Source organism: Arthrobacter sp. UCD-GKA (genome assembly GCF_001863355.1).
Taxonomy (GTDB): Bacteria; Actinomycetota; Actinomycetes; order Actinomycetales; family Micrococcaceae; genus Paeniglutamicibacter.
Genome location: NZ_MOLR01000009.1, coordinates 23,325 through 43,808, shown reverse-complemented (window position 1 = coordinate 43,808; position 20,484 = coordinate 23,325). Strand labels below are relative to the sequence as shown.

General features: G+C 68.6%; 17 protein-coding genes. 9 read left to right on the top strand and 8 right to left on the bottom strand.

What is annotated here, in order from left to right:
• Positions 1-141: 141 nt before the first annotated feature.
• Complete coding sequence (locus BLJ79_RS16170; protein ID WP_071215802.1) at positions 142-798, top strand: LppM family (lipo)protein; 657 nt, start codon at positions 142-144, stop codon at positions 796-798.
• 130 nt (positions 799-928) lie between these two features.
• Here BLJ79_RS16170 and BLJ79_RS16165 read toward each other — a convergent pair whose 3' ends face one another.
• Positions 929-2,827 carry a penicillin-binding transpeptidase domain-containing protein gene (locus tag BLJ79_RS16165; protein ID WP_071215801.1) on the bottom strand — a complete coding sequence of 633 codons (1,899 nt, stop codon included), beginning with the start codon at positions 2,825-2,827 and terminating at the stop codon, positions 929-931.
• Positions 2,828-2,979: 152 nt separating this feature from the next.
• On the opposite strand from BLJ79_RS16165, the gene pheS reads away from it, so the two are divergent.
• The 4 genes from pheS (at position 2,980) to BLJ79_RS16150 (ending at position 7,476) form a co-directional block, all read left to right on the top strand.
• Positions 2,980-4,068 carry a phenylalanine--tRNA ligase subunit alpha gene (pheS, locus tag BLJ79_RS16160; RefSeq protein ID WP_071215800.1) on the top strand — a complete coding sequence of 363 codons (1,089 nt, stop codon included), beginning with the start codon at positions 2,980-2,982 and terminating at the stop codon, positions 4,066-4,068.
• Positions 4,069-4,071: 3 nt separating this feature from the next.
• Entirely contained in the window at positions 4,072-6,612 is a 2,541-nt protein-coding gene (gene pheT, locus BLJ79_RS16155) for a phenylalanine--tRNA ligase subunit beta (protein WP_071215799.1), read from the top strand.
• A gap of 269 nt (positions 6,613-6,881) precedes the next feature.
• Positions 6,882-7,202 carry a type II toxin-antitoxin system RelE/ParE family toxin gene (locus BLJ79_RS22525; RefSeq protein ID WP_083411378.1) on the top strand — a complete coding sequence of 107 codons (321 nt, stop codon included), beginning with the start codon at positions 6,882-6,884 and terminating at the stop codon, positions 7,200-7,202.
• Positions 7,177-7,476: an addiction module antidote protein gene (locus BLJ79_RS16150; protein WP_071215798.1), complete on the top strand. Its 300-nt coding sequence runs from the start codon at positions 7,177-7,179 to the stop codon at positions 7,474-7,476. Before BLJ79_RS22525 ends, BLJ79_RS16150 begins: the two co-directional genes overlap by 26 nt.
• Positions 7,477-7,631: 155 nt before the next feature.
• On the opposite strand, the gene BLJ79_RS16145 is transcribed toward BLJ79_RS16150, so the two are convergent.
• Positions 7,632-8,780: a hypothetical protein gene (locus tag BLJ79_RS16145; RefSeq protein WP_071215797.1), complete on the bottom strand. Its 1,149-nt coding sequence runs from the start codon at positions 8,778-8,780 to the stop codon at positions 7,632-7,634.
• A 171-nt stretch (positions 8,781-8,951) separates the two neighbouring features.
• Positions 8,952-9,368: a hypothetical protein gene (locus tag BLJ79_RS16140; RefSeq protein WP_071215796.1), complete on the bottom strand. Its 417-nt coding sequence runs from the start codon at positions 9,366-9,368 to the stop codon at positions 8,952-8,954.
• Between the two features lie 82 nt (positions 9,369-9,450).
• Between BLJ79_RS16140 and BLJ79_RS16135 the strand changes: the two genes are divergently transcribed.
• Positions 9,451-10,080: a MerR family transcriptional regulator gene (locus tag BLJ79_RS16135; RefSeq protein WP_071215795.1), complete on the top strand. Its 630-nt coding sequence runs from the start codon at positions 9,451-9,453 to the stop codon at positions 10,078-10,080.
• On the opposite strand, the gene BLJ79_RS16130 is transcribed toward BLJ79_RS16135, so the two are convergent.
• Together BLJ79_RS16130 and BLJ79_RS16125 are read right to left on the bottom strand one after the other, a co-directional pair.
• Positions 10,077-10,595, bottom strand: coding sequence for an OsmC family protein (locus BLJ79_RS16130; RefSeq protein ID WP_071215794.1), 519 nt, complete (start codon positions 10,593-10,595; stop codon positions 10,077-10,079). The two genes, BLJ79_RS16135 and BLJ79_RS16130, sit on opposite strands and share 4 nt — an antisense overlap.
• 176 nt (positions 10,596-10,771) lie before the next feature.
• Entirely contained in the window at positions 10,772-11,185 is a 414-nt protein-coding gene (locus BLJ79_RS16125) for a VOC family protein (protein WP_071215793.1), read from the bottom strand.
• Between the two features lie 322 nt (positions 11,186-11,507).
• Between BLJ79_RS16125 and BLJ79_RS16120 the strand changes: the two genes are divergently transcribed.
• Positions 11,508-11,699, top strand: coding sequence for a hypothetical protein (locus BLJ79_RS16120; protein ID WP_071215792.1), 192 nt, complete (start codon positions 11,508-11,510; stop codon positions 11,697-11,699).
• A 182-nt stretch (positions 11,700-11,881) separates the two neighbouring features.
• A complete protein-coding gene (locus BLJ79_RS16115; protein WP_071215791.1) occupies positions 11,882-13,009 on the top strand; it encodes a DNA alkylation repair protein in 1,128 nt (375 codons plus the stop codon).
• 80 nt (positions 13,010-13,089) lie between these two features.
• On the opposite strand, the gene ppk2 is transcribed toward BLJ79_RS16115, so the two are convergent.
• The 3 genes from ppk2 to BLJ79_RS16100 form a co-directional block, all read right to left on the bottom strand.
• Positions 13,090-13,974: a polyphosphate kinase 2 gene (gene ppk2, locus BLJ79_RS16110; protein ID WP_175475510.1), complete on the bottom strand. Its 885-nt coding sequence runs from the start codon at positions 13,972-13,974 to the stop codon at positions 13,090-13,092.
• 91 nt (positions 13,975-14,065) lie between these two features.
• Positions 14,066-15,463 (bottom strand): M1 family metallopeptidase, encoded by a 1,398-nt coding sequence (locus BLJ79_RS16105; protein WP_083411377.1) that lies wholly within the window; start codon positions 15,461-15,463, stop codon positions 14,066-14,068.
• Positions 15,460-19,263, bottom strand: coding sequence for a Pls/PosA family non-ribosomal peptide synthetase (locus tag BLJ79_RS16100; protein ID WP_071215892.1), 3,804 nt, complete (start codon positions 19,261-19,263; stop codon positions 15,460-15,462). The genes BLJ79_RS16105 and BLJ79_RS16100 overlap by 4 nt, the downstream gene beginning before the upstream one ends.
• A 416-nt stretch (positions 19,264-19,679) precedes the next feature.
• Here BLJ79_RS16100 and BLJ79_RS16095 point away from each other — a divergent pair, with 416 nt between their 5' ends.
• The gene (locus BLJ79_RS16095) at positions 19,680-20,429 is read left to right on the top strand and encodes a 4'-phosphopantetheinyl transferase family protein (protein ID WP_071215790.1); all 750 of its coding nucleotides are present in this window, start codon (positions 19,680-19,682) and stop codon (positions 20,427-20,429) included.
• The last annotated feature ends 55 nt before the right edge of the window (positions 20,430-20,484 follow it).

Below are 20,484 nucleotides of genomic sequence, written 5' to 3'. Positions count from 1 at the left end.
GCCCAAGTCTAGCCATCGGCATCGGGCCAGTGGCCCGAAGCCTCCGGGGCAATTCTTGGCCCAAGCGCCCCAGCCATTAGAGTTGATTGTTGAACCGGGAGCATCATTGCCGAACAGTGCCCCGAACGTTGAGGAGATTTGATGAAGAAGATCGTATCCGTCATTGGTGTGATGGTGGCACTGGTGTTGAGCCTGACCGGTTGCATGAAGATGGATGTGGATCTGGTGGTTTCCAGCCCGGAGAAGGCTTCGCTGAGCATGGTGATGGCCTTCGACAAGAAGGTTGTCGGCGATGCCAGCGTCGGGGAGGTCCTGGGCCAGATGGGGACCACCGAGGAAGAGCTCTTCAAGAACTTCCCCGAGGAAGCCACGAAGACCCCCTACGACCAGGACGGGTTCAAGGGCTACCTCTTCACGGTCAATGACAAGTCGCTGACCGAGATGGGCGACCTTTCCGGCGAACTCGGCCCGAAGGTCGACATCGAATTCCGCGGCGGCCAGTACTACTTCTCCGCCCAGGGCCTGGCAGGCGGCGACACCTCGACGCTGACCGAATCCACGATGACCGTGACCTTCCCGGGCGAGATCGTCAGTGCCAGCAGCGGCGCACAGATCGACGGCAACACCGTCAGCTTCGACATGCGCACCGCTGCCGGCGAAATGACCGCGGTGGCCAAGGAGAAGGACAACACCCCGCTGTACCTGTCGCTGGGCTTCGGCGTCCTGGCGCTGCTGGGTGCCGTGGTCGCCGTGGCCATGATGCGTCGCCGCGAGGAAACCGCGCACGAGCACGCCTAACCACGCACGAGGCCGAGCCGAGCGGTTCGGCCGCCGAACGCCCGAGGGACCAACACTTGCGGAAGAAACTCCGGAAGTGTTGGTCCCTCGGGGTTTAAGGGCCTTCCTGGGGTGCTGCCGGCGGGAGGGCCTATTGGCTCGCTGAAAGGAAATTGGCAAGGATCGGGCCGGCCGTTTGCGCGCCTCCGCTGCCGTCGCCCACGAAGACCGCGACCGCCAGGTCGCCCCGCGCGGCGATGACCCAGGCGTGGGCGTTGCGCTCGGCATCGTATTCGGCGGTGCCGCTCTTGCCAATGGTCTTGGAACCGAGCTTGAGGTCCTTCAGCGTTCCGTGGTCCACGACCTGGGCCATCATGCCGGCCAGTTCCTTGGCCTCGGCCGATGTCAACGGGTTCTTCGGCTTGGGCGCGGCCTCGGGCTCGGGGCCGGTGACCAGACGGGGGAAGACGGTGGCGGCGTTCTGCACCGAGGCGGCAACGGTTGCCATGCCCAGCGCCGAGGCCTCGACGATGCCCTGGCCAATGCCGTTGGCCGCCAGCTCCGTACCGGTCGAATCGTCGGGCACCGAGCCCAGGAAGGACGCGGCCCCGGTCGAGGGGCTCAGGTTCAGACCCAGGGAGGCTGCGGCGTCGGCCAGCGCCGGGGCCTTGGCCTTCGAGGCGCCTTCAAGGAAGACGGTGTTGCAGGATTGCGCCAGGGCCTCGGACAGCGGGATGCTGCCCAGTGCGCTGGAGGGGTAGCCGTCGTAGTTCTTGAACGCCTTGCCGTCCACGGTCATGGTGGCGGGGCACTGGACGGTGGTCTTGGGGGTGTCGCCGGAGCGCAGCATGGCCAGCGCGGTGATGACCTTGAACGTGGAACCGGGGGCGTACTTGCCCAGCAGCGCGGTGTTCTGGGCGTTGGACGCGGGACCGGAGGCCGCGGCCAGGATGGCCCCGTCGGAGGGCCGCACGGCGACCAGTGCGCTGTCGGAAGCCGAATCGGCCAGCAGCGACTCGGCGGATTCCTGCAGGCCGCGATCGAGCGTGGTTTTCAGGTCCTTGCCGTCCACCGCCTCGCGGGACACCAGGGTGGAGACCTCGCGCTTGTCCTTGTCGTAGATGTTGATGCTGTAGCCCTTGGTTCCGGCCAGCGTGTCCTGGTAGGCCTTTTGCAAGCCGGAGAGCCCGACCTGTTCCCCGGCGCCGATGGCGCCCTTGGAATCGGCCACGATTTCCGCCGTGGCCTCGCCCACCGAGCCCAGGATGGCCCGGGCAAAGTTCCTGCTGGGTGCCAGCGGCAGGGAATCGGGTTGCGCCAGGACCCCGGGGATGGCCTCGAGCTGTGCATCGGTGACGGTGCGGTCCGCATCGTCGCGCAGCGTGATGGCCACGACAAAGGCCCGCGGACCGGCGGCGGCCACGCGCTGCGCATAGGGGTCGGCGTCGAGTTCCAGCAACTTCGCGAGCTTCTTGGCCGAGCCCTCCCATTGCGCCTCGTCGATGGACTCCTTGTTGATCCCGATGCGCAGCACCGGGCGGTCGGTGACCAGCGTCTGGTCCTTGTTGCCCAGGATCTCCCCGCGCGCCGCCGGGGTGGAGGCCCTGGCCACGTATTGGCCGGCCTCGAGCCCGGGCACGGCGATGGACGGGTCGTAGCGCACCAGCCAGGTCTTGGTGTCCGTGTCGAATTCGAGGGTGGCGGTGCTCTGGTAGGTCCAGTCGGTGTCGGAGGAATCGACGTCCCACACGGTGTTGTAGGTGGCGGTGGCGGTCTTCGGGTCAGCGGATCCCTCGTCCTCGGTGACCGATTCGAGGGTGACCTTGTGCTCGATGGATCCCAGCGGCTTCAGGGCCTCGGCAAGGTCCGCGGTCGCCGTGGCCGCGTCGGTCCCGGCCAGCGGGACGGATCCCAGGTCCAGGGACTGCAGGGAGGCGGCCAGCGACTCGGCGGCGGCGTTCGGCAAGGGAGGGGCGGAGCAGGCGCCCAGCGAGCCGATCATCAACAGGGCGGCGGCAGGCAGGGCAAAGGTTCGAAGAACTCGCGACATGGGTTCAACTATTGCCTAAGCACTGGCGGGTGTCCACACGTGAGAAGCCCAAAGACGGCGCGCGCCGTGATTCAAGGGTGGTGCGGCCAAGCACCTAGAATAGGGGGAAGAACCAGATACACAATCAACAGTGAAAAGGGCCGTAGAACCCCATGTCTGAACCCACGAATCCGGAAAAGGACGTCACGGACGCCCACAGCCCGGACGTCCCGCACCCCACCGACGAGGCCGGCATCAATCTTGTGGTGCAGGCGGCGCTGGCCGCCTTCGCCGCGGCAAGCAACCTGGACGAGCTCAAGGCCGCACGCCTGGCCCACACCGGGGAAAAGTCCCCGCTGTCGCTGGCCAACCGCGAAATCGGCCGCCTCGACAAGTCCGAGAAGGCCGCCGCCGGCAAGCTCATGGGTGCCTCCCGCGGGCGGGTCAACAAGGCCCTGGCCGAGCGCACCGTGGTGCTCGAGGCCGAGGACGCCGCCCGCATCCTGGTGGAGGAAACCGTTGACGTCACCGCGGCGCCGCGCCGCCGCCGCGCCGGGGCCCGCCACCCGCTGTCCACGCTGCAGGACCGCGTCTCGGACATCTTCGTGGGCATGGGCTGGGAAATCGCCGAGGGCCCCGAGGTCGAGTCCGAGTGGTTCAACTTCGACGCCCTGAACTTCGCCCCGGACCACCCGGCCCGCGAAATGCAGGACACCTTCTTCATCGACCCCGTCGATTCGCACCTTTTGCTGCGCACCCACACCTCGCCGGTGCAGGTCCGTTCGATGCTCGAGCGCGAGGTGCCGATCTACGTGCTGTGCCCGGGGCGGGTCTACCGCACCGACGAGCTGGATGCCACGCACACCCCGGTGTTCCACCAGTTCGAGGGCCTGGCCATCGACAAGAACCTGACCATGGCCGATTTGCGCGGCACCCTGGAGCACTTCGCCCGGCAGATGTTCGGCGAGGACGCCTCCATCCGCCTGCGCCCGAACTTCTTCCCGTTCACCGAGCCCTCCGCCGAGCTGGACATCTGGCACCCGGGTGCCAAGGGCGGGGCGCAATGGATCGAGTGGGGCGGCTGCGGCATGGTCAACCCCAACGTGCTGCGTGCCGCGGGCATCGACCCGGAGGAATACTCCGGGTTCGCCTTCGGCATGGGCGTGGAGCGGACCCTGATGTTCCGCAACGAGGTCCCCGACATGCACGACATGATCGAGGGCGATATCCGCTTCAGCGAGCACTTCGGGATGGAGATCTAAGACATGCGTATTCCCCTTTCATGGCTGCGCGAATACGCGCAGGTACCGGCCGATGCCTCGGCCGAAGACGTCATGGCCGAACTGGTCAAGGTCGGCCTCGAGGAAGAGGACGTGCACCGTCCCACCGACGAGATCTCCGGCCCGATCGTGGTCGGCCAGGTGCTCTCCATCGTCAAGGAGGAGCAGACCAACGGCAAGACCATCAACTGGTGTCAGGTCCGCGTCGTCCCCGAGGGCACCGAGCAGGCCCTGGTGAACGAGGGCATCGATCCCTCGGGCGTGCAGGGCATCATCTGCGGCGCGCACAACTTCGTGGAGGGCGACAAGGTCGTCGTCACGCTTCCCGGCGCCGTGCTGCCCGGAAACTTCGCCATCAGCGCCCGGAAGACCTACGGCCACCTCTCGGCCGGCATGATCGCCTCCTCCCGCGAGCTGGGCATCGGGGACGACCATGACGGCATCATCGTGCTCTCCCGCCTGGGCCTTGACCCGGAGATCGGCACCGACGCGATGGAGCTGCTGGGCCTCTACGACCAGGCCGCCGAAATCAACGTCACCCCGGACCGCTCCTACGCGTTCTCGATCCGCGGCGTGGCCCGCGAATTCGCGCACGCCACCAACACTCCCTTCACGGATCCGGCCTCGCTGGTGACCGTGGATGCTGCCACCGGACCCGGCCACCCGGTCAAGCTCAAGGACGCCGCGGGCATCTACGGCAAGGACGGCTGCGACAGGTTTGTCACCCGAACCGTCACCAACGTGAACCCGGCACTGCCGACCCCGCCGTGGATGGCCAGCCGGCTGAGCCTGGCGGGCATGCGCTCGATCTCCCTGGTCGTGGACATCTCCAACTACGTGATGCTCGAACTCGGCCAGCCGCTGCATTTCTACGATGCGGACAAGCTCACCGGGTCCATCACGGTGCGCCGCGCCAACGCCGGTGAGACCCTGGTGACGCTGGACGCCAAGGAACGCAAGCTGCACGTCGAGGACCTGTTGATCACCGACGAGTCCGGCGCCATCGGCATTGCCGGGGTCATGGGCGGGGCCTCCACCGAGGTCTCCGCCGCGACCAGCACGGTGCTGATCGAGGCCGCGCACTTCGAGCCGATCACCATCGCCCGCTCGCGCCGCCGCCACAAGCTGCCTTCCGAGGCCTCGAAGCGCTTCGAACGCGGAGTGGACTGGAAGATCGCCGACGTGGCGGCCCAGCGCGCCGTGGACCTGCTGGTCCAGCTGGCCGGCGGCACCGCCACCACGCTGGTCACCGACGAGGGCACCGCACCGGAACCCGTCGTGATCGAGCTGCCGGACGGGTTCGCCTCGGCACTGATCGGCATCGACTACACCGAGGACCAGGTCACCTGGTCCCTGGGCGAGATCGGGGCGCAGATCGAGACCGTCCAGGGCGGATACCGCGTCACCGCGCCGACCTGGCGCCCGGACCTGGCCACCAAGCAGGACCTGGTCGAGGAAATCGCCCGCCTGGTCGGCTACGACCTGATCCCGGCGACGCTGCCCACGGCCCCTCCGGGCCGCGGCTACTCCCGCGTGCAGTCCCAGCGCCGCCGCGTGGTGCAGTCCCTGGCCGACGCCGGGCTGACCGAGGTGCTGTCCTACCCGTTCGTCACCAAGGCGCAGAACAACACCTTCGGTGCCGCGGAGGCCGGCGAGGTTCCGGCGGTGAAGCTGAACAACCCGATGTCCAGCGAATTCGGCTTCATGCGCACCTCGATCCTGCCGGGGCTGCTGGGCATTGCCCGGCGCAACCACGGCCGCGGCTTCCGCGACCTGGCCCTGTACGAGGCCGGCCAGGTGTTCCTGCCGGGCGAGACCCTGGGCACCGCCACCATTCCTCCGCTGGGGGCCAGGCCCTCGGACGAGGAACTGGACGCGCTGTACAACGGGCTGCCGCACCAGCCGACGCACCTTGCCGCAGTGCTGACCGGGCACGATTCGCCGGTGGCCGCCGCGCACGTGCCGCGTGCCTACGACTGGGCCGATGCCCTGGACGTGGCCAAGCTGGTCGGCGACGTGCTGGGCGTGGAGGTCGTCGTGTCGCAGGGCGCGCACCAGGCGTTCCACCCGGGCCGCACCGCGGCCCTGGCACTGCGCAACGGAACGCACGTCGGCTTCGCCGGCGAGCTGCACCCGAAGCTGCTGGCCGAGCTTGATTTGCCCGAGCGGACCGTGGCCATGGAAATCAACGCGGACGAGCTCTTCGAGGCGGCCGCCGACGTGATCGTGGCCAAGCACATCTCCACCTTCCCGATCTCCACCCAGGATGTCGCGCTGGTCGTTGACTCGGCCGTGGTGGCCTCGGACGTGCTGGAGACCCTGCGCGAGGGTGCCGGCGAACTGCTCGAGGACATAGCGCTGTTCGACGTGTACTCCGGCACCGGCATCGAGGAGGGCAAGAAGTCGCTGGCCTTCGGCCTGCGCTTCCGCGCCAACGACCGCACGCTGACCGCAGACGAGGCCTCCGAAGCGCGTGCCGCCGCGGTGGCCCTGGCGGCCGAGCGTTTCGGTGCCGTGCAGCGCTAAGCCACGCAACATCTGATCCGGTAGGGGGTCGGCAACCATTCACCGCTTTTGTGGTGGGGTTGCCGGCCCCCTGACCTGTTAAGTTCCAGGTTCCGGATTGATCCAGGATGTTCCTGCTGGTTTCTCCGGCGAAGGACCGCAGTGCCGGCAGGGAACCCGACAGGACTGTCTTTGGCAGCCGCCGAACAAAAATACCTACCTGCCAGGAACTGAAATTCCGCAGTGGAGCTGGCGTTGCCGACCATTGAATTGTGAACTGCAGTTGACATGTGATCGAGACTCTCAAGAGTGAGACCATCGACCGCTGGCGATCCGGTTTGAGGGATCGTCGAGCCGCTGCGCGCGTCACGGCGGGGATCGATCGCCTGGCCGCGGGAAATCCGGGTGACGTGAAACCTGTCGGGCCGGGGATATCGGAATTGCGGATTGATGTTGGCCCGGGATACCGGGTGTATTTCCTTCGTGATGGAGATCGATTGGTCCTGTTGCTTTGCGGGGGCAACAAATCGGGCCAGGGGAGCGATAGCAGCGACGCTTACGGAATCGCCGATGAATGGAAGAACGATGGGCAAAGCAAGCGAAGTCTTTAGCCCCTATGACGGTGCGGACTACCTCAACGATCTAGAGGACGCTGCTGCTTATCTTGAAGCAGTATTGGAAGAGGGCGACGACCCCGCCATGGTCGCCCAGGCGCTGGGCACAATTGCGCGTTCCGGCAATCTCAGCGAACTCGCACGCCGCGTCGGGATGAGCCGCGAGGGTCTGTACAAGGCGCTTTCGGCCGACGGTAATCCGGGCTTCGCCACCATCGTCAAGGTGGTCAAGGCCCTTGGGCTCAGGCTCCGCTTCGAAGCCGTTGCGTGAAATTGGGTTCCCCGGTCATGGTTCGGATTACGACCCCCGATGAGTGCGGAAGCGAAGGTCGAAGCAGCCCGAGGATGCCAGGGAACTCGTGACAGGATTCGGGATCCCTTGGTGTTTCAGGTCCTGGAGGTGTCCGGGGCGCGGGCCAACGCAGGTCACCCCGCATATTCATCGCGCAGGTCCTTGATGGCCTCACGCACAACGGCCTGGGCAACGAGAATGCCGTCGACGTATTCCAGGACTCCGGCTTCCAGGCACGAGAGGATGGATGCGGAGATTTCCCCGAAACGGTCCGCCGGCCGGTCCCGGATGTCCTCACCGAGACTCAGCAAGCTGGTTTCCCCATGGGCCTTGGCGGTCGATGGTTCGGCGGCCGCGTCGCCGAGGACGGAGATAAACCTTTCGGCCCGCCGCAGCCCTGCCACCCCGGACGCGGGTGTGGCATGCGCCAAGGCCAGGATTTGCAGGTAGGCCGTCAGCAGGCTGCGGATGGCATCGTGGTTTCGAGGATGATCGTCCTGCAGCAGGGCCATCCCCGCGTGGGTGGGATACGGTTCACCGTCGTTCTCCCCGGCCTCCTCGACGCATTCCTCCTCGTCCCAGGTGCTTTCGCCTTCATCGGTTTCGAAGAGATCTGCTTCGTCCATGGCAGTGAAAAGGTCCATGAATATCGAAAGCGGCAGCGGGTAGAGACCCGGCGCCAGCAGAATGGGGCCGGCAGGGTCCGCGACCGGAAAGGCAAGCGATTCGGTGACGTCCGGGATGAACCTCCCGTCGAGCATCTCGTCCAGGAGATAGGCGGCCCACTGCACGAGCGCTATGCCGTGGCCGTGTCTCTCAGGGATGTCGATCGGGCATTCACGGGGTGCGCGTCGAAGGGTGGGGCCGGGAACACGCACCAGGACCAGCATATGCAGCAGGTCGAAGACCTCGCTTCCGCGATGCCACCGGCCGTTGTCATTCAGGAAGTGCAGGTAGCCATCCAAGCGATTCAGGGTTTGGTGGGCCGCTTCGCCGGAAATTCGGCGGATGGCGTTCAGCATCGAGGCGAAGGATTTCGGGTCGAATGCGTCGGGAGCATTGAACGGACCGATTTTGGCGTAGGCCTCCAGCAAGACAAGCAATCCGGCCCAGTCGTCGTGGGCCTGGTCGGGCAGCACGGCGCGGGATCTCCAAGCAATGTAGGCAGGTTCCAGGGCGTAGAGCCGTTCCAACCCCGAGGCGCGCGACGGATGGGGGCCCTGCCGCCGTGGCTTCGGGGACTTGCGGTGCTTGCGGCGCAATTGCTTGCTGGTCGTGGTCATGGCCGTCCTTGGGTATTCGGTGGGGGAATCCCAGCATGGACCGATCCGTGGGCCAGCGGGCCGACCGTCCGCAGGACTGTGGACAAGTCATCGAGCCTGGTGGATCGACCTGGCCACGAACCTGCCGCACCCGTAGCAGGATTGAGGGTGCGGCCGACCTTCCGCGTTTCCTCAGGCGGAACCGGCCCCGGTGGTGATCGCCCCGATCCCGGCGGCCAGCAGACCGGCGGTGAGGGAAGCCGCGCCGAGACCGATCAGCAGCGACAGCCGGTTGGGCTTCTCCGGGTCTTTCCCGAGCACCGAGAGGAAGAACCCGGCGGGCATCAGGATCGCGGCGACCGGGACACCCGAGCGGGCGATCCAGCCGACCCAGCCCGGCACGTCGAGCTGGTCCGCGAAGGCCAGGATCGCCAGGGACAGGACCAGCAGGACCGCGGCGTGGGCGTGCCCGGCGCGATACCAGGATTTCTGCAGGGCGTTGGCGGGTACCCCGCCGGCGGCGACGCGTACGAGGAAAGCGCCGCCCGATTCGACGGTGATGAGGGCCAGAAGCAGGATTCCGGCAAGGATCAGCGTGCTCGGTTCCATGGGAGTGGTTCCTTTCGAACCCGATTGGATAGTTGTACTATCCAAAGTAGATACCTGAACTATCCAATGCAAGGGGTTTCACATGAAGATGTCCGAGCTTCTCCAGCGCTCGGGGGTGCCGCTGGCGACGGTGAAGTACTACCTGCGCGAAGGGCTGCTGGCACCGGGGGAGTCGACCGGGGCGACCACGGCAATTTACGGCGAGGAGCACGTGCGCCGGCTGGCGCTGATCCGCGCACTCACCGAGGTCGTGGGCCTGCCACTGGCGTCGGTGCGCACCATCCTGGGGCTCATCGACGAACCGGAGCCCGATCGCTTCCGCACGTTGGGCCGCGCGATCGAGGTACTTCCCCCGGCCGTGGAAGCGGACCCCGGCGCCGACTATCCACGGGCCCGGGCCGCGCTCGCGGAGATCGGCCAGCTCTACGACCCCGGCTACGCGGCGGTGGCCCAGCTGGAGCGCGGGCTCGCCGCAGCCGAAGCCGTGGGAATGCCCATGGGGACCGAACGCCTGCACGGCTACGCCCGGCACGTGATGGCGATCGCCGAAATCGACCTGGCCCAGCTGCCCGGTGACGACACGTCCCGTGCCGTGGAGTACTCGGTGCTCGGCACCGCGGTCTACGAACCGATCTTGGCCGCGATGCGCAGGCTGGCACACCAGGACCTGGCGCACCGGATGCTCGGCCCGGCAGCGGGGGAGCGGGACTAGGAACCGGCTGCCGAGCGCTCGAGGACGGTCTCGACATGCAGCGCGGAGCGCAGTGTCTGGAGCACCACGCAGTACTTTTCCGTGGTGGCGATCAGTCCTTCAACCGCTTGGGGGTCTGCGTCCGTGTCCAGCTCGAAGGCCAACCTGATGGACCGGAATCCCACCGGGACCTCAGGATCCAGACCCAGGGTGCCGCGCACGTCCAGTTCCCCCTCGGCCCGGATGGTCCCGGCCACCGCAAGCCCGCGGTTGGTTGCGACGGCGGCCAGGGTGACCCCGGCGCAGGCCACCAGTGCCTGCAGCAACAGGTCGCCGGAGCATGCCAGGGTTCCGTCCCCGCCGGTCGCCGGATGGAGGCCGGCTGCCACCAGTGCCTGGCCGGTCTGCACGGAGCAGGAGACCCCGTCGCCGCCCACGGCCCCGCTGGCGCGCAGCGTGATGGTTCCGGCCCCGGGCTGTTCGCGGTACAGCTGCTTGAGTGGGCGCTGCCTGCCGCGCAACGTTTCCCTGTCCATTTCCCCTTGTCCCTCCCTGGCGGCGGCCCGGTGAAGCCCGGCGTCTGGGACAAGTGTGCACCCATCGGGGCGGAACGTGCTACGCCACGATTCCGCGGACCGGACGCAAGGCACTCGGCACCGGGATCTCGAACAGCGGGGTATCGGTATCAGGATCCGCTCGCGCGACGGAGGCATCAGCGGGGGACTTGGGACTCCGGTTCGTAGCCGATGAGCCAGTGCAGGCCATGGCGATCCACGACCTGGCCATCGGAGGCTCCCCAAGGTTTGGGGGAAAGCGGATCCAGCACGGTGCCGTCCACCGCGAGCTTGTCGAACCACTCGTGGAGGGTGGCCGGGGCGGCGGTTCCCAGCAGCGACAGCATGATGCCTTCGAACTTGACGCTTTTGCCTCCCTGGGGCGTATCCGATCCGGCCACGGCAACGATTCCTTCCAGCTGTCCATGGGCAATGGCATCCGGGGGACCGTCGGTGCGGCCAAACTCCTTGTACGTGTACAAGGAGAGTTTTCCGCCGAAGATTTCCGCGTAGAAACCGAGGGCTTCACGCGCGGTGCCAGGAAAATTGACGTAGATCCGGGGAGCAGCCATGGGAACATCATACAAAGCCCGATGTCGCCGCGAGCTCCCGGACAGGTGGGGAATGTACCTTCTAAACATCCATTCACGTGCTCGCCTCGCCATGTCGTGTTCACCGGCACCCGTTGCTGCGGAGTCCGGCAATGCATGGCCGCCACCCGGCTCGTGCGACGTGCTTCCAAGAGGGGAAGGTCGCCCTGGGCGGGGATCCAGAGTGCGAAGGTGCTTGACCAACGGTGGACGTCAACATCATTTTCACGTTGAGCTATTCAGCAAGGAAACTGGAAACGTGAGCCAACGGTGTAGTTGCAGGGGAAGCCAAAAGGACTTTGCTTTGGCGCCGCTGGCACTGGACAAAGACGGCCGCGGCGGCTGGTTCGTCGCCGGCGCCAGGTTTCCCGTAGTCTTTTTCATCCGCGAACTTCCGAAACAACTGGAGATGCGACCCTCGATCTGCCGCTACGTCCAAAGCCCGGAGCTGCCGATGGCCTTTCCACGGCGAGCCAGGATGATCCATGATGGATAGGTGCCGGATGCTCCGGATTCCACCAACAGGCAAGTCATGACCGAGCTGCCCCGAAGCGCCCGGAATCCTCCGGTGCCGAAACCACCAATCTGGCAAGGGACCATGTCGGCATCAGCCAGCGGATGCGCAACATCGATCCTCGTTCCGGGACACCGCCGAACAACCCGCGGAAAGAGCAACACATGCCATTTGCCGACCAATTGATCAACGAGTCGACAGCCCGGGACCTCATCGGGGCCGTGGGGGCCGTGGTCCCTGACGCGGGCCTGCCCGCGCTGCGCCTTGCCGTGCCCTTGATCGAAACACTGGGTTTGCGCGAGCGGGCCGATACGCTGTGCGACGCCCTGCTCAGCGACCTGCAGGGGGACTACGCCGCGCTGGCCGGCACGATACGCGCGGCGAGCGAAGACGCGTCCTTCCGCGGCTGGCTGATCTGGCCGGTCACCTCGGCCATCGCTGCCAAGGCCGTCACGGAAGACACACCAGAGGCCTTTGACGACGCGATGGCATTGCTGGCCGAGCTCACCGGGCGGCTCAGCGCCGAATTCGCCATCCGCACCCTGCTGCGCCACAACCTGGACCGTGCGCTCGAGCTCGTCCAGGGCTGGACAGCCTCGGAGGACGTGGATGTGCGACGTCTCGCCTCGGAGGGGACCCGCCCCTATCTGCCTTGGTCAACGAGGGTTCCGGAGATCACCGCACGGACGGGAGCGACGATCCCCGTGCTCGATGCGCTCTATCGCGACGACGCGGAGTACGTGCGCCGGTCCGTGGCAAACCACCTCAACGACCTCAGCCGCGATGCCCCGGACCTGGTGGTTGAAACCGCGCGGCGCTGGCTGGCCGAGCCCGATGCGAACACGGCGCGCCTGGTGCGCCACGCCCTGCGGACACTGGTCAAGAAGGGGGATGTGCATGCCCTGGAACTGCTCGGTTTCGGGCCGGTGTCCATCGACATCGCGGGCCCGGTGCTCGGCAGCACAAGCATCGGGTTCGGCCACAGCATCGACTTCAGCGCGGTGCTGCACAACCGCGGCGACGAGCCCGCGCGCGTGGCGATCGACTACACGGTCTACCACCGCAAGGCCAACGGCGGGCAGACAGGCAAGACCTTCAAGCTGGCCACCCGAACCCTCGAGCCGGACGAAAGATTCGAGGTCGGACGCGAACATTCCTTCCGGGCGATCACCACCAGGCGCTATCATCCGGGCATGCACGCGATCAGCCTGCAAGTCAACGGCGTGGAATCGGCACGGGCGGAGTTCGAGCTGCTGCCCGAGGCCGAGGTTCGGGCTGCGGAACGCCGGTGAGGTGAAGGCGGCATCCGCAGAGGCGGGTCCCGCCTGTATTGTGGCCGGCACCGGAGGGTGCGCCCAGGCTTTGTGGGGGCCTAGAATTCCTCGCCGGCGGCGATGACGGCGGCTGCCGGGCCGACGATCAGCGGATCCGGGGTCCCGACCAGCTCGTGGTCCTTGCCCTCGTAGTCGAACAGGCTCAGGACGTGGCGCATCGCCCCGAGCCGTGCGCGCTTCTTGTCGTTGGACTTCACCACGGTCCACGGCGCCCACTCGGTGTCGGTGGACCGGAAGGTCTCTTCCTTGGCCTCGGTGTAGGAATCCCACTTGTCCAGCGATGCCAGGTCGGTGGGGGAGAGCTTCCACTGCCGCACCGGGTCGATCTGCCGAATGGTGAAGCGGGTGAGCTGCTCGCTGCGGGTGACCGAGAACCAGAACTTCACCAGCGTGATCCCGTCGTCGACCAGCTGCTTTTCGAAGGCCGGGGCCTGGTGCATGAAGCGGTCGAACTCCTCGCGGGTGCAGAAGCGCATGACCCGCTCCACGCCCGAGCGGTTGTACCAGGAGCGGTCGAAGAGGACCATCTCGCCGGCGGCCGGCAGGTGGGAGATGTAGCGCTGGAAGAACCATTGGGTGGATTCGCGCTTGCTGGGCTTCTCCAGCGCCACGACGCGGGCGCCGCGGGGGTTCAGGTGCTCGGTGAAGCGCTTGATGGTCCCGCCCTTGCCGGCGGCGTCGCGGCCCTCGAAGAGCACCACGAGGCGGCGGCCGGTGGCCTTGATCCAGACCTGCAGCTTGAGCAGCTCGATCTGCAGCAGCCGCTTCTCCAGGTCGTACTGGGCGCGGTCCAAGCGCGTGGAATAGGGGTAGCCCTCGCGCCAGGTGTCCACGACTTCCCCGGTGGCGGTCAACAGCACCGGATCGTCATCGTCGTCGTCGCGGATGGAGTAGCCGTGGGCGGCCAAATCAAGCAATTGCATGGCATGACCGTATGCGGGCCCGGTGAACGGAAGATGAACATCGGGGGGCCGGGAGGGGGAATGTGACCAGCTCCTTCGGCCCCCCGGGGGGTCAGGCCGCAGCGGGAGCGGGGAGCGCGGGCAGTGCCTTCCCGAAGAGCCAGGGTTCCAGGAACGCCTCGGCCGAGGGGAGGAGGGGCAGGTGTGTGTCCACGTGGTCGCGGAACAGCGCGTAGCTGACGGTCCCGTGGCGCCGGGCCCCGGTCCAGGCCCGCAGCATCGCGAAGAAGGCGCGGTCCCCGGCGGCCAGCCGCAGGGCGTGCAGGGTCAGGGCGCCGCGCTTGTAGACCCGGTCGTCGAACATGTCCGCCGGTCCGGGGTCCCCGATGGCGATGTCCTGCTCCAGGGAAGCGAGCATCGCCCAGGCCTCGCGTGCGCGGGCATCGGCGCCGGGGCCGCCGGAGGCCTCGGACCAGATCCATTCGGCATAGCAGGCGAAGCCCTCGTGCAGCCAGATGTCCTCCCACGACCCGACGGTCAGCGAGTTGCCGAACCACTGGTGGGACAGCTCGTGGGCGATCAGCCGCTGCTGTTCCCAGCCCGGGGCCAGGTGGTTGTCGCCCAGGATGGAGATCCCGTGGGCCTCCAGCGGGATCTCCAGCTCGTCCTCGGTGACCACGACGGTGTAGTCCGCAAACGGGTAGGGGCCGAAGGCCTCGATGAAGGTTTCCATCATCCGCGGCTGGTCGGCCAGCGCCGCCGCCACCCGGTGCAGTGCCGCGGCGTTGGCTGCCACCCGTTGGGGCACCGGCTCCGGGGCGCCGGCGTGCAGCCCGCCTGACGCGGCGGCGGTCCCGGCCAGGGAACGCAGCTCGTAGCGGCCGATCTGCAGGGTGGCCAGGTAGGTGGCCATCGGCTCGTTGACCTCGTAGGTCCAGCGCTCGCGGCTGGAGCGCCGCTGGCGGTCCACCAGCTGCCCGTTGCAGACCGGGCGGTAGCCGGCATCGGTGTTGACGCTGATGCGGTAGGTCGCCTTTTGGCTGGGGTGGTCGTTGCAGGGGAACCAGGTGGGGGCCCCGTTGGGTTGGCCGGCCACGAGCACCCCGTCCTGGAGCTCTTCCCAGCCGACCTCGCCCCAGGTTCCCTGGCGGACGCCCGGGACCCCGCCGTAGCGGATCCCCACGGTGAATTCCTCCCCGGCGGGCACCGGGGTGGGCAGGTGCAGTTCCAGCTTTCCGGCCTTCTGCGTGGACCGGGCGATCTTGGCGCCGTTGACCTGGCAGCGGGAGGCGCGCAGCCCGGACAGGTCCAGGCCGATGCGCCGCAGCTCGGTGAGGGCCACCGCGGTGATGGTGGCCCGCCCGTCGAGCCGGTTGCCCCCGAGCTTGCAGTCAAGGTCCAAGTCGTAGTGCGTGACGCGGTAGTCGGCGCTGCCGGCCCGCGGCACGTAGGCATCCGGGATGAAGGATGCCGCAGCGGTGGTGGGGTCGTTGGGTGGGGTGTGGCTCATGCGCGCGGCTGGCTCCAGGGCTGGACGGGGTTTCCCATCCAGTAGCTCGACGGGGGAACGGACTCCCCGCGCATCACCAGCGAGCCCGGGCCCACCGTGGCACCCGCGGCCAGGGAGGCGGCGGGCAGGATGACCCCGTGCGGGCCCATCGTCGATCCCGCGGAGAGTTCCACCGTATCAATTGCCATGACCCGGTCGTGGAAGAGGTGGGTCTGGACCACCGTGCCGCGGTTGACGGTCGCCGAATCCCCGAGGGTGACCAGGTCGGCCTCGGGCAGCCAGTAGCTTTCGCACCAGACGCCGTGGCCGATCTTCGCGCCCAGGGCGCGAAGCCACCAGACCAGGGCCGGGGAGCCGGCGGCGGAGTGGGCGAACCACGGGGCGCAGACCATTTCTATGAACGTGTCAACGACCTCGTTGCGCCAGATGAACGAGCTCCACAGGGCGTGCTCGCCCGGGCGGATGGGGCCGACCAGCACCCACTTGGCAACCACCGCGGAGGTGGCGGCGACGGCTCCGGCCGCCAGCATCACCGCTCCGCTGAGCACTGCGGCAACCAGGTAGCCGTATTGCGCGGCTAGCAGGTCAAGCAGCGCCAGGACGAAGGCGGCGACCCCCACGGTGACCACGACCGGCACGAAGCGGCAGATTTCCCACAGCGCGCGGGCGACCTTCAAGCGTGTCGGTGGGGCGTAGGTGAGCGAGTCGTCGGAGGCCACCGCGGTGCGGCGCAGGCGCACCGGCGGGCTGCCCAGCCAGGAGGTCCCGGACTTGGCCTTGGCGGGGGTGGCCGAGAGCACCGCGACCAGGCCGTTGCGCGGCACGCGGCGCCCGGCCCCGGCGATGCCGGAGTTCCCCAGGAAGGCGCGCTTGCCGATCTTGGTGCGGCCGACCTTCATCCAGCCGCCGCCGAGCTCGTAGGTGGCGACCATGGTGTCGTCGGCCAGGAAGGCGCCGGAGGCGATGGTGGTCATCCTGGGGATCAGCAGCACCGTGGAGGCCTCCACGTTGCGACCGACCTTGGCGCCGAGCAGGCGCAGCCAGACGGGGGTGAACAGCGAGGCGTAGAGCGGGAAGAGCAGGTCGCGGGCCATGTCCAGCAAGCGTTCGGTGGCCCAGACCTGCCAGCCGATGCGGCTGTCGACCCGGTGCCAGCCCTCGCGCAGGCCAAGGCCCAGCAGCCGGGTGGCGATGAGCACCAGCAGTATGTTCAGCCCGAACCACACCAGTGCGGCCACGGGGACCACCAGCGCGAGCCGGAGAGCGGATTCGTGCAGCGAGGCCTGGCCGCGCAGCAACAGGGCCGCCACGATGATGGCTCCCAGGATGGAGAGCAGGGGGAGGGCACCCAGGGCCGAGGACGCCACGGCGAACAATGCGTTGCGCACCCGGCGGGTGCGGATGGGGGCCTGCGGCCAAGACGGCTTGGACTTGCCGCTGCGCTGAGCAGGGGATCCGGAGTAGGCGGAGAAGGCGCGGGTGGTTCCGGCCAGGGCGGAGCCGGCGGCCAGCTCCACGCCGTCGGCTACCACGGCGCCGGGCATCAGCGTGCTGCGTGCCCCGACGCTGGCCTCGGCGCCGATCTCGATGGCGCCGACGCGGACGCGGTCCCCGTCGATCCAGTAGCCGGTGAGGTCGACCTCGGGTTCGATGCTGGCGCCGCGGCCCACGGTGAGCAGGCCGGTGACCGGCGGGATCGAGTGCAGCTGCACATCGTTGCCGATCTTCGCGCCCWGGGCGCGGGCGTAGAACTGGATCCAGTGGGCGCTGCCCAGCGAGACCGGGTCAACCAGGTCGGCGATCTGCTGGGCCATCCACAGACGCAGGTGCACCTTGCCCGAGCGCGGGTAGTTTCCGGGCTTCAGGCCGCGCAGCAGCGTGCGGGCCGCAATGACCGACAGGGCCATGCGCCCGGGTGCAGAGACAAAGACGAGCCAGAGGGCGGCAACCACCCACCAGGACAGCCGCGGGGCGTCGGCGAACACGCCCAGGGCCCCGAGCACGTTGTTGCCGGCGGCCAGGTACACCAGCCAGCGCATGCCCACCAGGATGAACGTGGGGATGCCCATCAGGGTCTGGAAGACCTGGGCGCGCCGGGTGGTGCGTTCGACGGTGCGGGTCTCGGGGGCCTCGCCGCTCCGGGCACCGAGGGCCTCGAGCAGGGAACCGATGCGCGGGTGGGAGTAGATCTCGGCCACCGTCACGGTGCGGTAGCGCACGCGCAGGGCGGAGACCAGTTGCGCGGCGGAGAGCGAGCCGCCGCCGGAGGCGAAGAAGTCGGCATCCAGGGATCCGACCTCGGTTCCCAGCACCCGGGTCCACTGCTCAACGACCCAGGCCGCGTCGCCGTCCAGCTCCGGAAGGACCCCGGCGGGGCCGGTTCCGGTGGCGCCGGGCAACGGCCAGGGCAGCGCGTTGCGGTCGACCTTGCCGCTGGTCTTGGTGGGCAGGGTTTGCACCACGGCCAGCAGCGGGATCAGCGGTGCCGGGAGGGTGCCGGCGAGCCGTTCGCGGGCCGCGGCGGTGTCGTAGCCCGGGTCCGCGGCCAGGTAGCCGACGAGGATCTGGTTCCCGGCGGCGGTGGTCTTCACCGCTGCGGCGGCCCCGGAAACCCCGGGCAGGGACTGCAGCGCCGCGTCGATTTCGCCCAGCTCGATGCGCCGGCCGCCGAGCTTGACCTGCTCGTCCATCCGGCCCAGGAAGACCAGGCCCTCGGGGTCGGCCTGCACCAGGTCCCCGGAACGGTAGGCACGCTCCCAGCCCAGGGTCTCGAAGGGCGCGTATTTTTCCTTGTCCTTGGCCGGGTCCAGGTAGCGGCCCAGCCCGACCCCGCCGATGATCAGTTCCCCGCTCTGCCCGGGGGCCACGGGCAGGCCGGCGGCGTCGACGACGGCCAGGTCCCAGCCGTCCAGCGGCAGCCCGATGCGCACCGGATCGCTGCCGTCCATCTGCGCGGCACAGGCCACCACGGTGGCCTCGGTGGGCCCGTAGGTGTTCCAGACCTCGCGCCCCGGAACCGCAAGGCGGGCGGCAAGCTCGGGCGGGCAGGCCTCGCCGCCGAAGATCAGCAGGCGCACGTTTTCCAGGGCCTCGGCCGGCCAGAGGGCGGCCAGCGTGGGGACGGTGGAGACGACGGTGACCCCGCGGGTCACCAGCCAGGGACCCAGGTCCATGCCCGAGCGCACCAGCGCGCGCGGGGCGGGCACGAGGCAGGAGGCGTGGCGCCAGGCCAGCCACATTTCCTCGCAGGAGGCGTCGAAGGCCACCGACAGGCCGGCCAGCACGCGGTCCTCGGGGCCCAGGGGATCGGCCTGCAGGAAGATCCGGGCTTCGGCGTCGACGAAGGCGGCCGCCGAGCGCTGGGTGATGGCCACGCCCTTGGGGGTTCCGGTGGATCCGGAGGTGAAGATGATCCAGGCGTCATCCTCCAGTCCCGCCTCGCGGGCGGGCTCCGGGTTGGGGGCTGCGCGCAAGGAGTCGATCTTGCCCTTGGCTCCGAGGACGGCGGCGACCCGGGCCTCGGCAAAGACCAGCCGGGCGCGTTCCTCGGGGTCGTCGGCGTCGACCGGGACGTAGGCGGCGCCGATCTTCATCGTGGCCAGGATGCCGATGTACAGCTCGCGGGTGCCGGAGGGGATGCGGATGCCGATCCGGTCCCCGGCGCCGAGTCCGGCGGCCCGCAGGCGTCCGGCCGCCTCGTCGATGGCCACCCGCAACTCCGCATAGCTCAGCGAGTGCTCGCCGTCATCCAGGGCGGGGGCCTCGGGGTGGGCGGCCGCGCTGGCCGCGAGGATGTCCATGAGGGTGCGGGGCGCCGGGGCCAGGTCGCTGCCGGGGTATTGCGGCGGGAAGGCGGCGGTGGCGGTTGCCAGGTCGGGAGTGCTGGGTGTCGTATCCACTGTGGCTTTCTTGAAAAGTGGTGCCCGGACTTCCCCTGCGGGGAGACCCAAGACGCTGGGGCCCTGCCGGGATCCGCAGCGCCGCCGGGGCGCCCGCCACCGCTCGGCCGGCACGTACGCGGCAAACCTATGCAGGCAAGGTTAACGCCGGGCATACACAAGGTGGACGGCATGGGGGATTCGCCGCAATGTGCCGCGGATCATGTGCCGGGCCACACCGCCGCGAGCCAGGACACGATTCCGGAATCCCCTGCCCGGTGCGACATACTCGAGGCAGCCGAAACAAGCCGCCGATCCAGCACACCAGGGGGACCCGCATGGACCTGCAAGCAGCACCCGGAGGAGGCCACGGCCCCGCTGCCCCGTGGTGGGCCGTTGCCCCGTTGTCCGCCGCGGCGGCGCACCCCGGGGTCCGGCTGCTGGCGGCCGAGCTCGACCGCGCCCGAGGCTACGCGGCCGGGCGCCCGCGCGAGTACTTCGTGGCCGGGCGGATCCTGGCCCGGGTGCTCGCGGCCGAACTGCTGGGCCTCGCGGGGGTGCAGGGCCGCGAGGTCCTGCCCGGCGAGCTCGAGATCGCCCAGTGGTGTCCGCAATGCGCCTCCACCGCGCACGGGACCCCGCGGCTGCGCCTGCCTGATCGCGGGGACGGCTATGCGCTGTCCTACGCCCGCACCGCGGGTTGGCTGCTGCTGGGCCTGGCCCCCGGCCGCGGGCGGCTGGGCGTGGACCTGGCCGATTCGGCCGATGCCGCATTCGGCCCGGGCGACGGGAACCTGCTCGAGGACTACGCCTACGCACCGGGGGAGCGCGCCCGGCTTCGGGCGCTGCCGGGAGAGGAACGGCAGCAATTGCGGGCCCGGTGGTGGGCGCTGAAGGAAGCGGTGGCCAAGGCCTCCGGGGAGGGCCTGGCGGGGAAGGGCGGGATCCCGGTGGTTGCCGGCGAGCAGCGGCACCCGCTGCTGCGCGCCGCCGGCACGCGCGTGCTCGAGCCGTTGCCGGGGACCCCCGACTCCCTGGGGCGCGTGCTTCCCGGCACCCTGCGGGGAAGCATCGTCTGGGCGCCCTGAGCATTGCGCCGGGCACAAAGAACGTGGGTGCGCCCGCCGCAACGGCAAACGCACC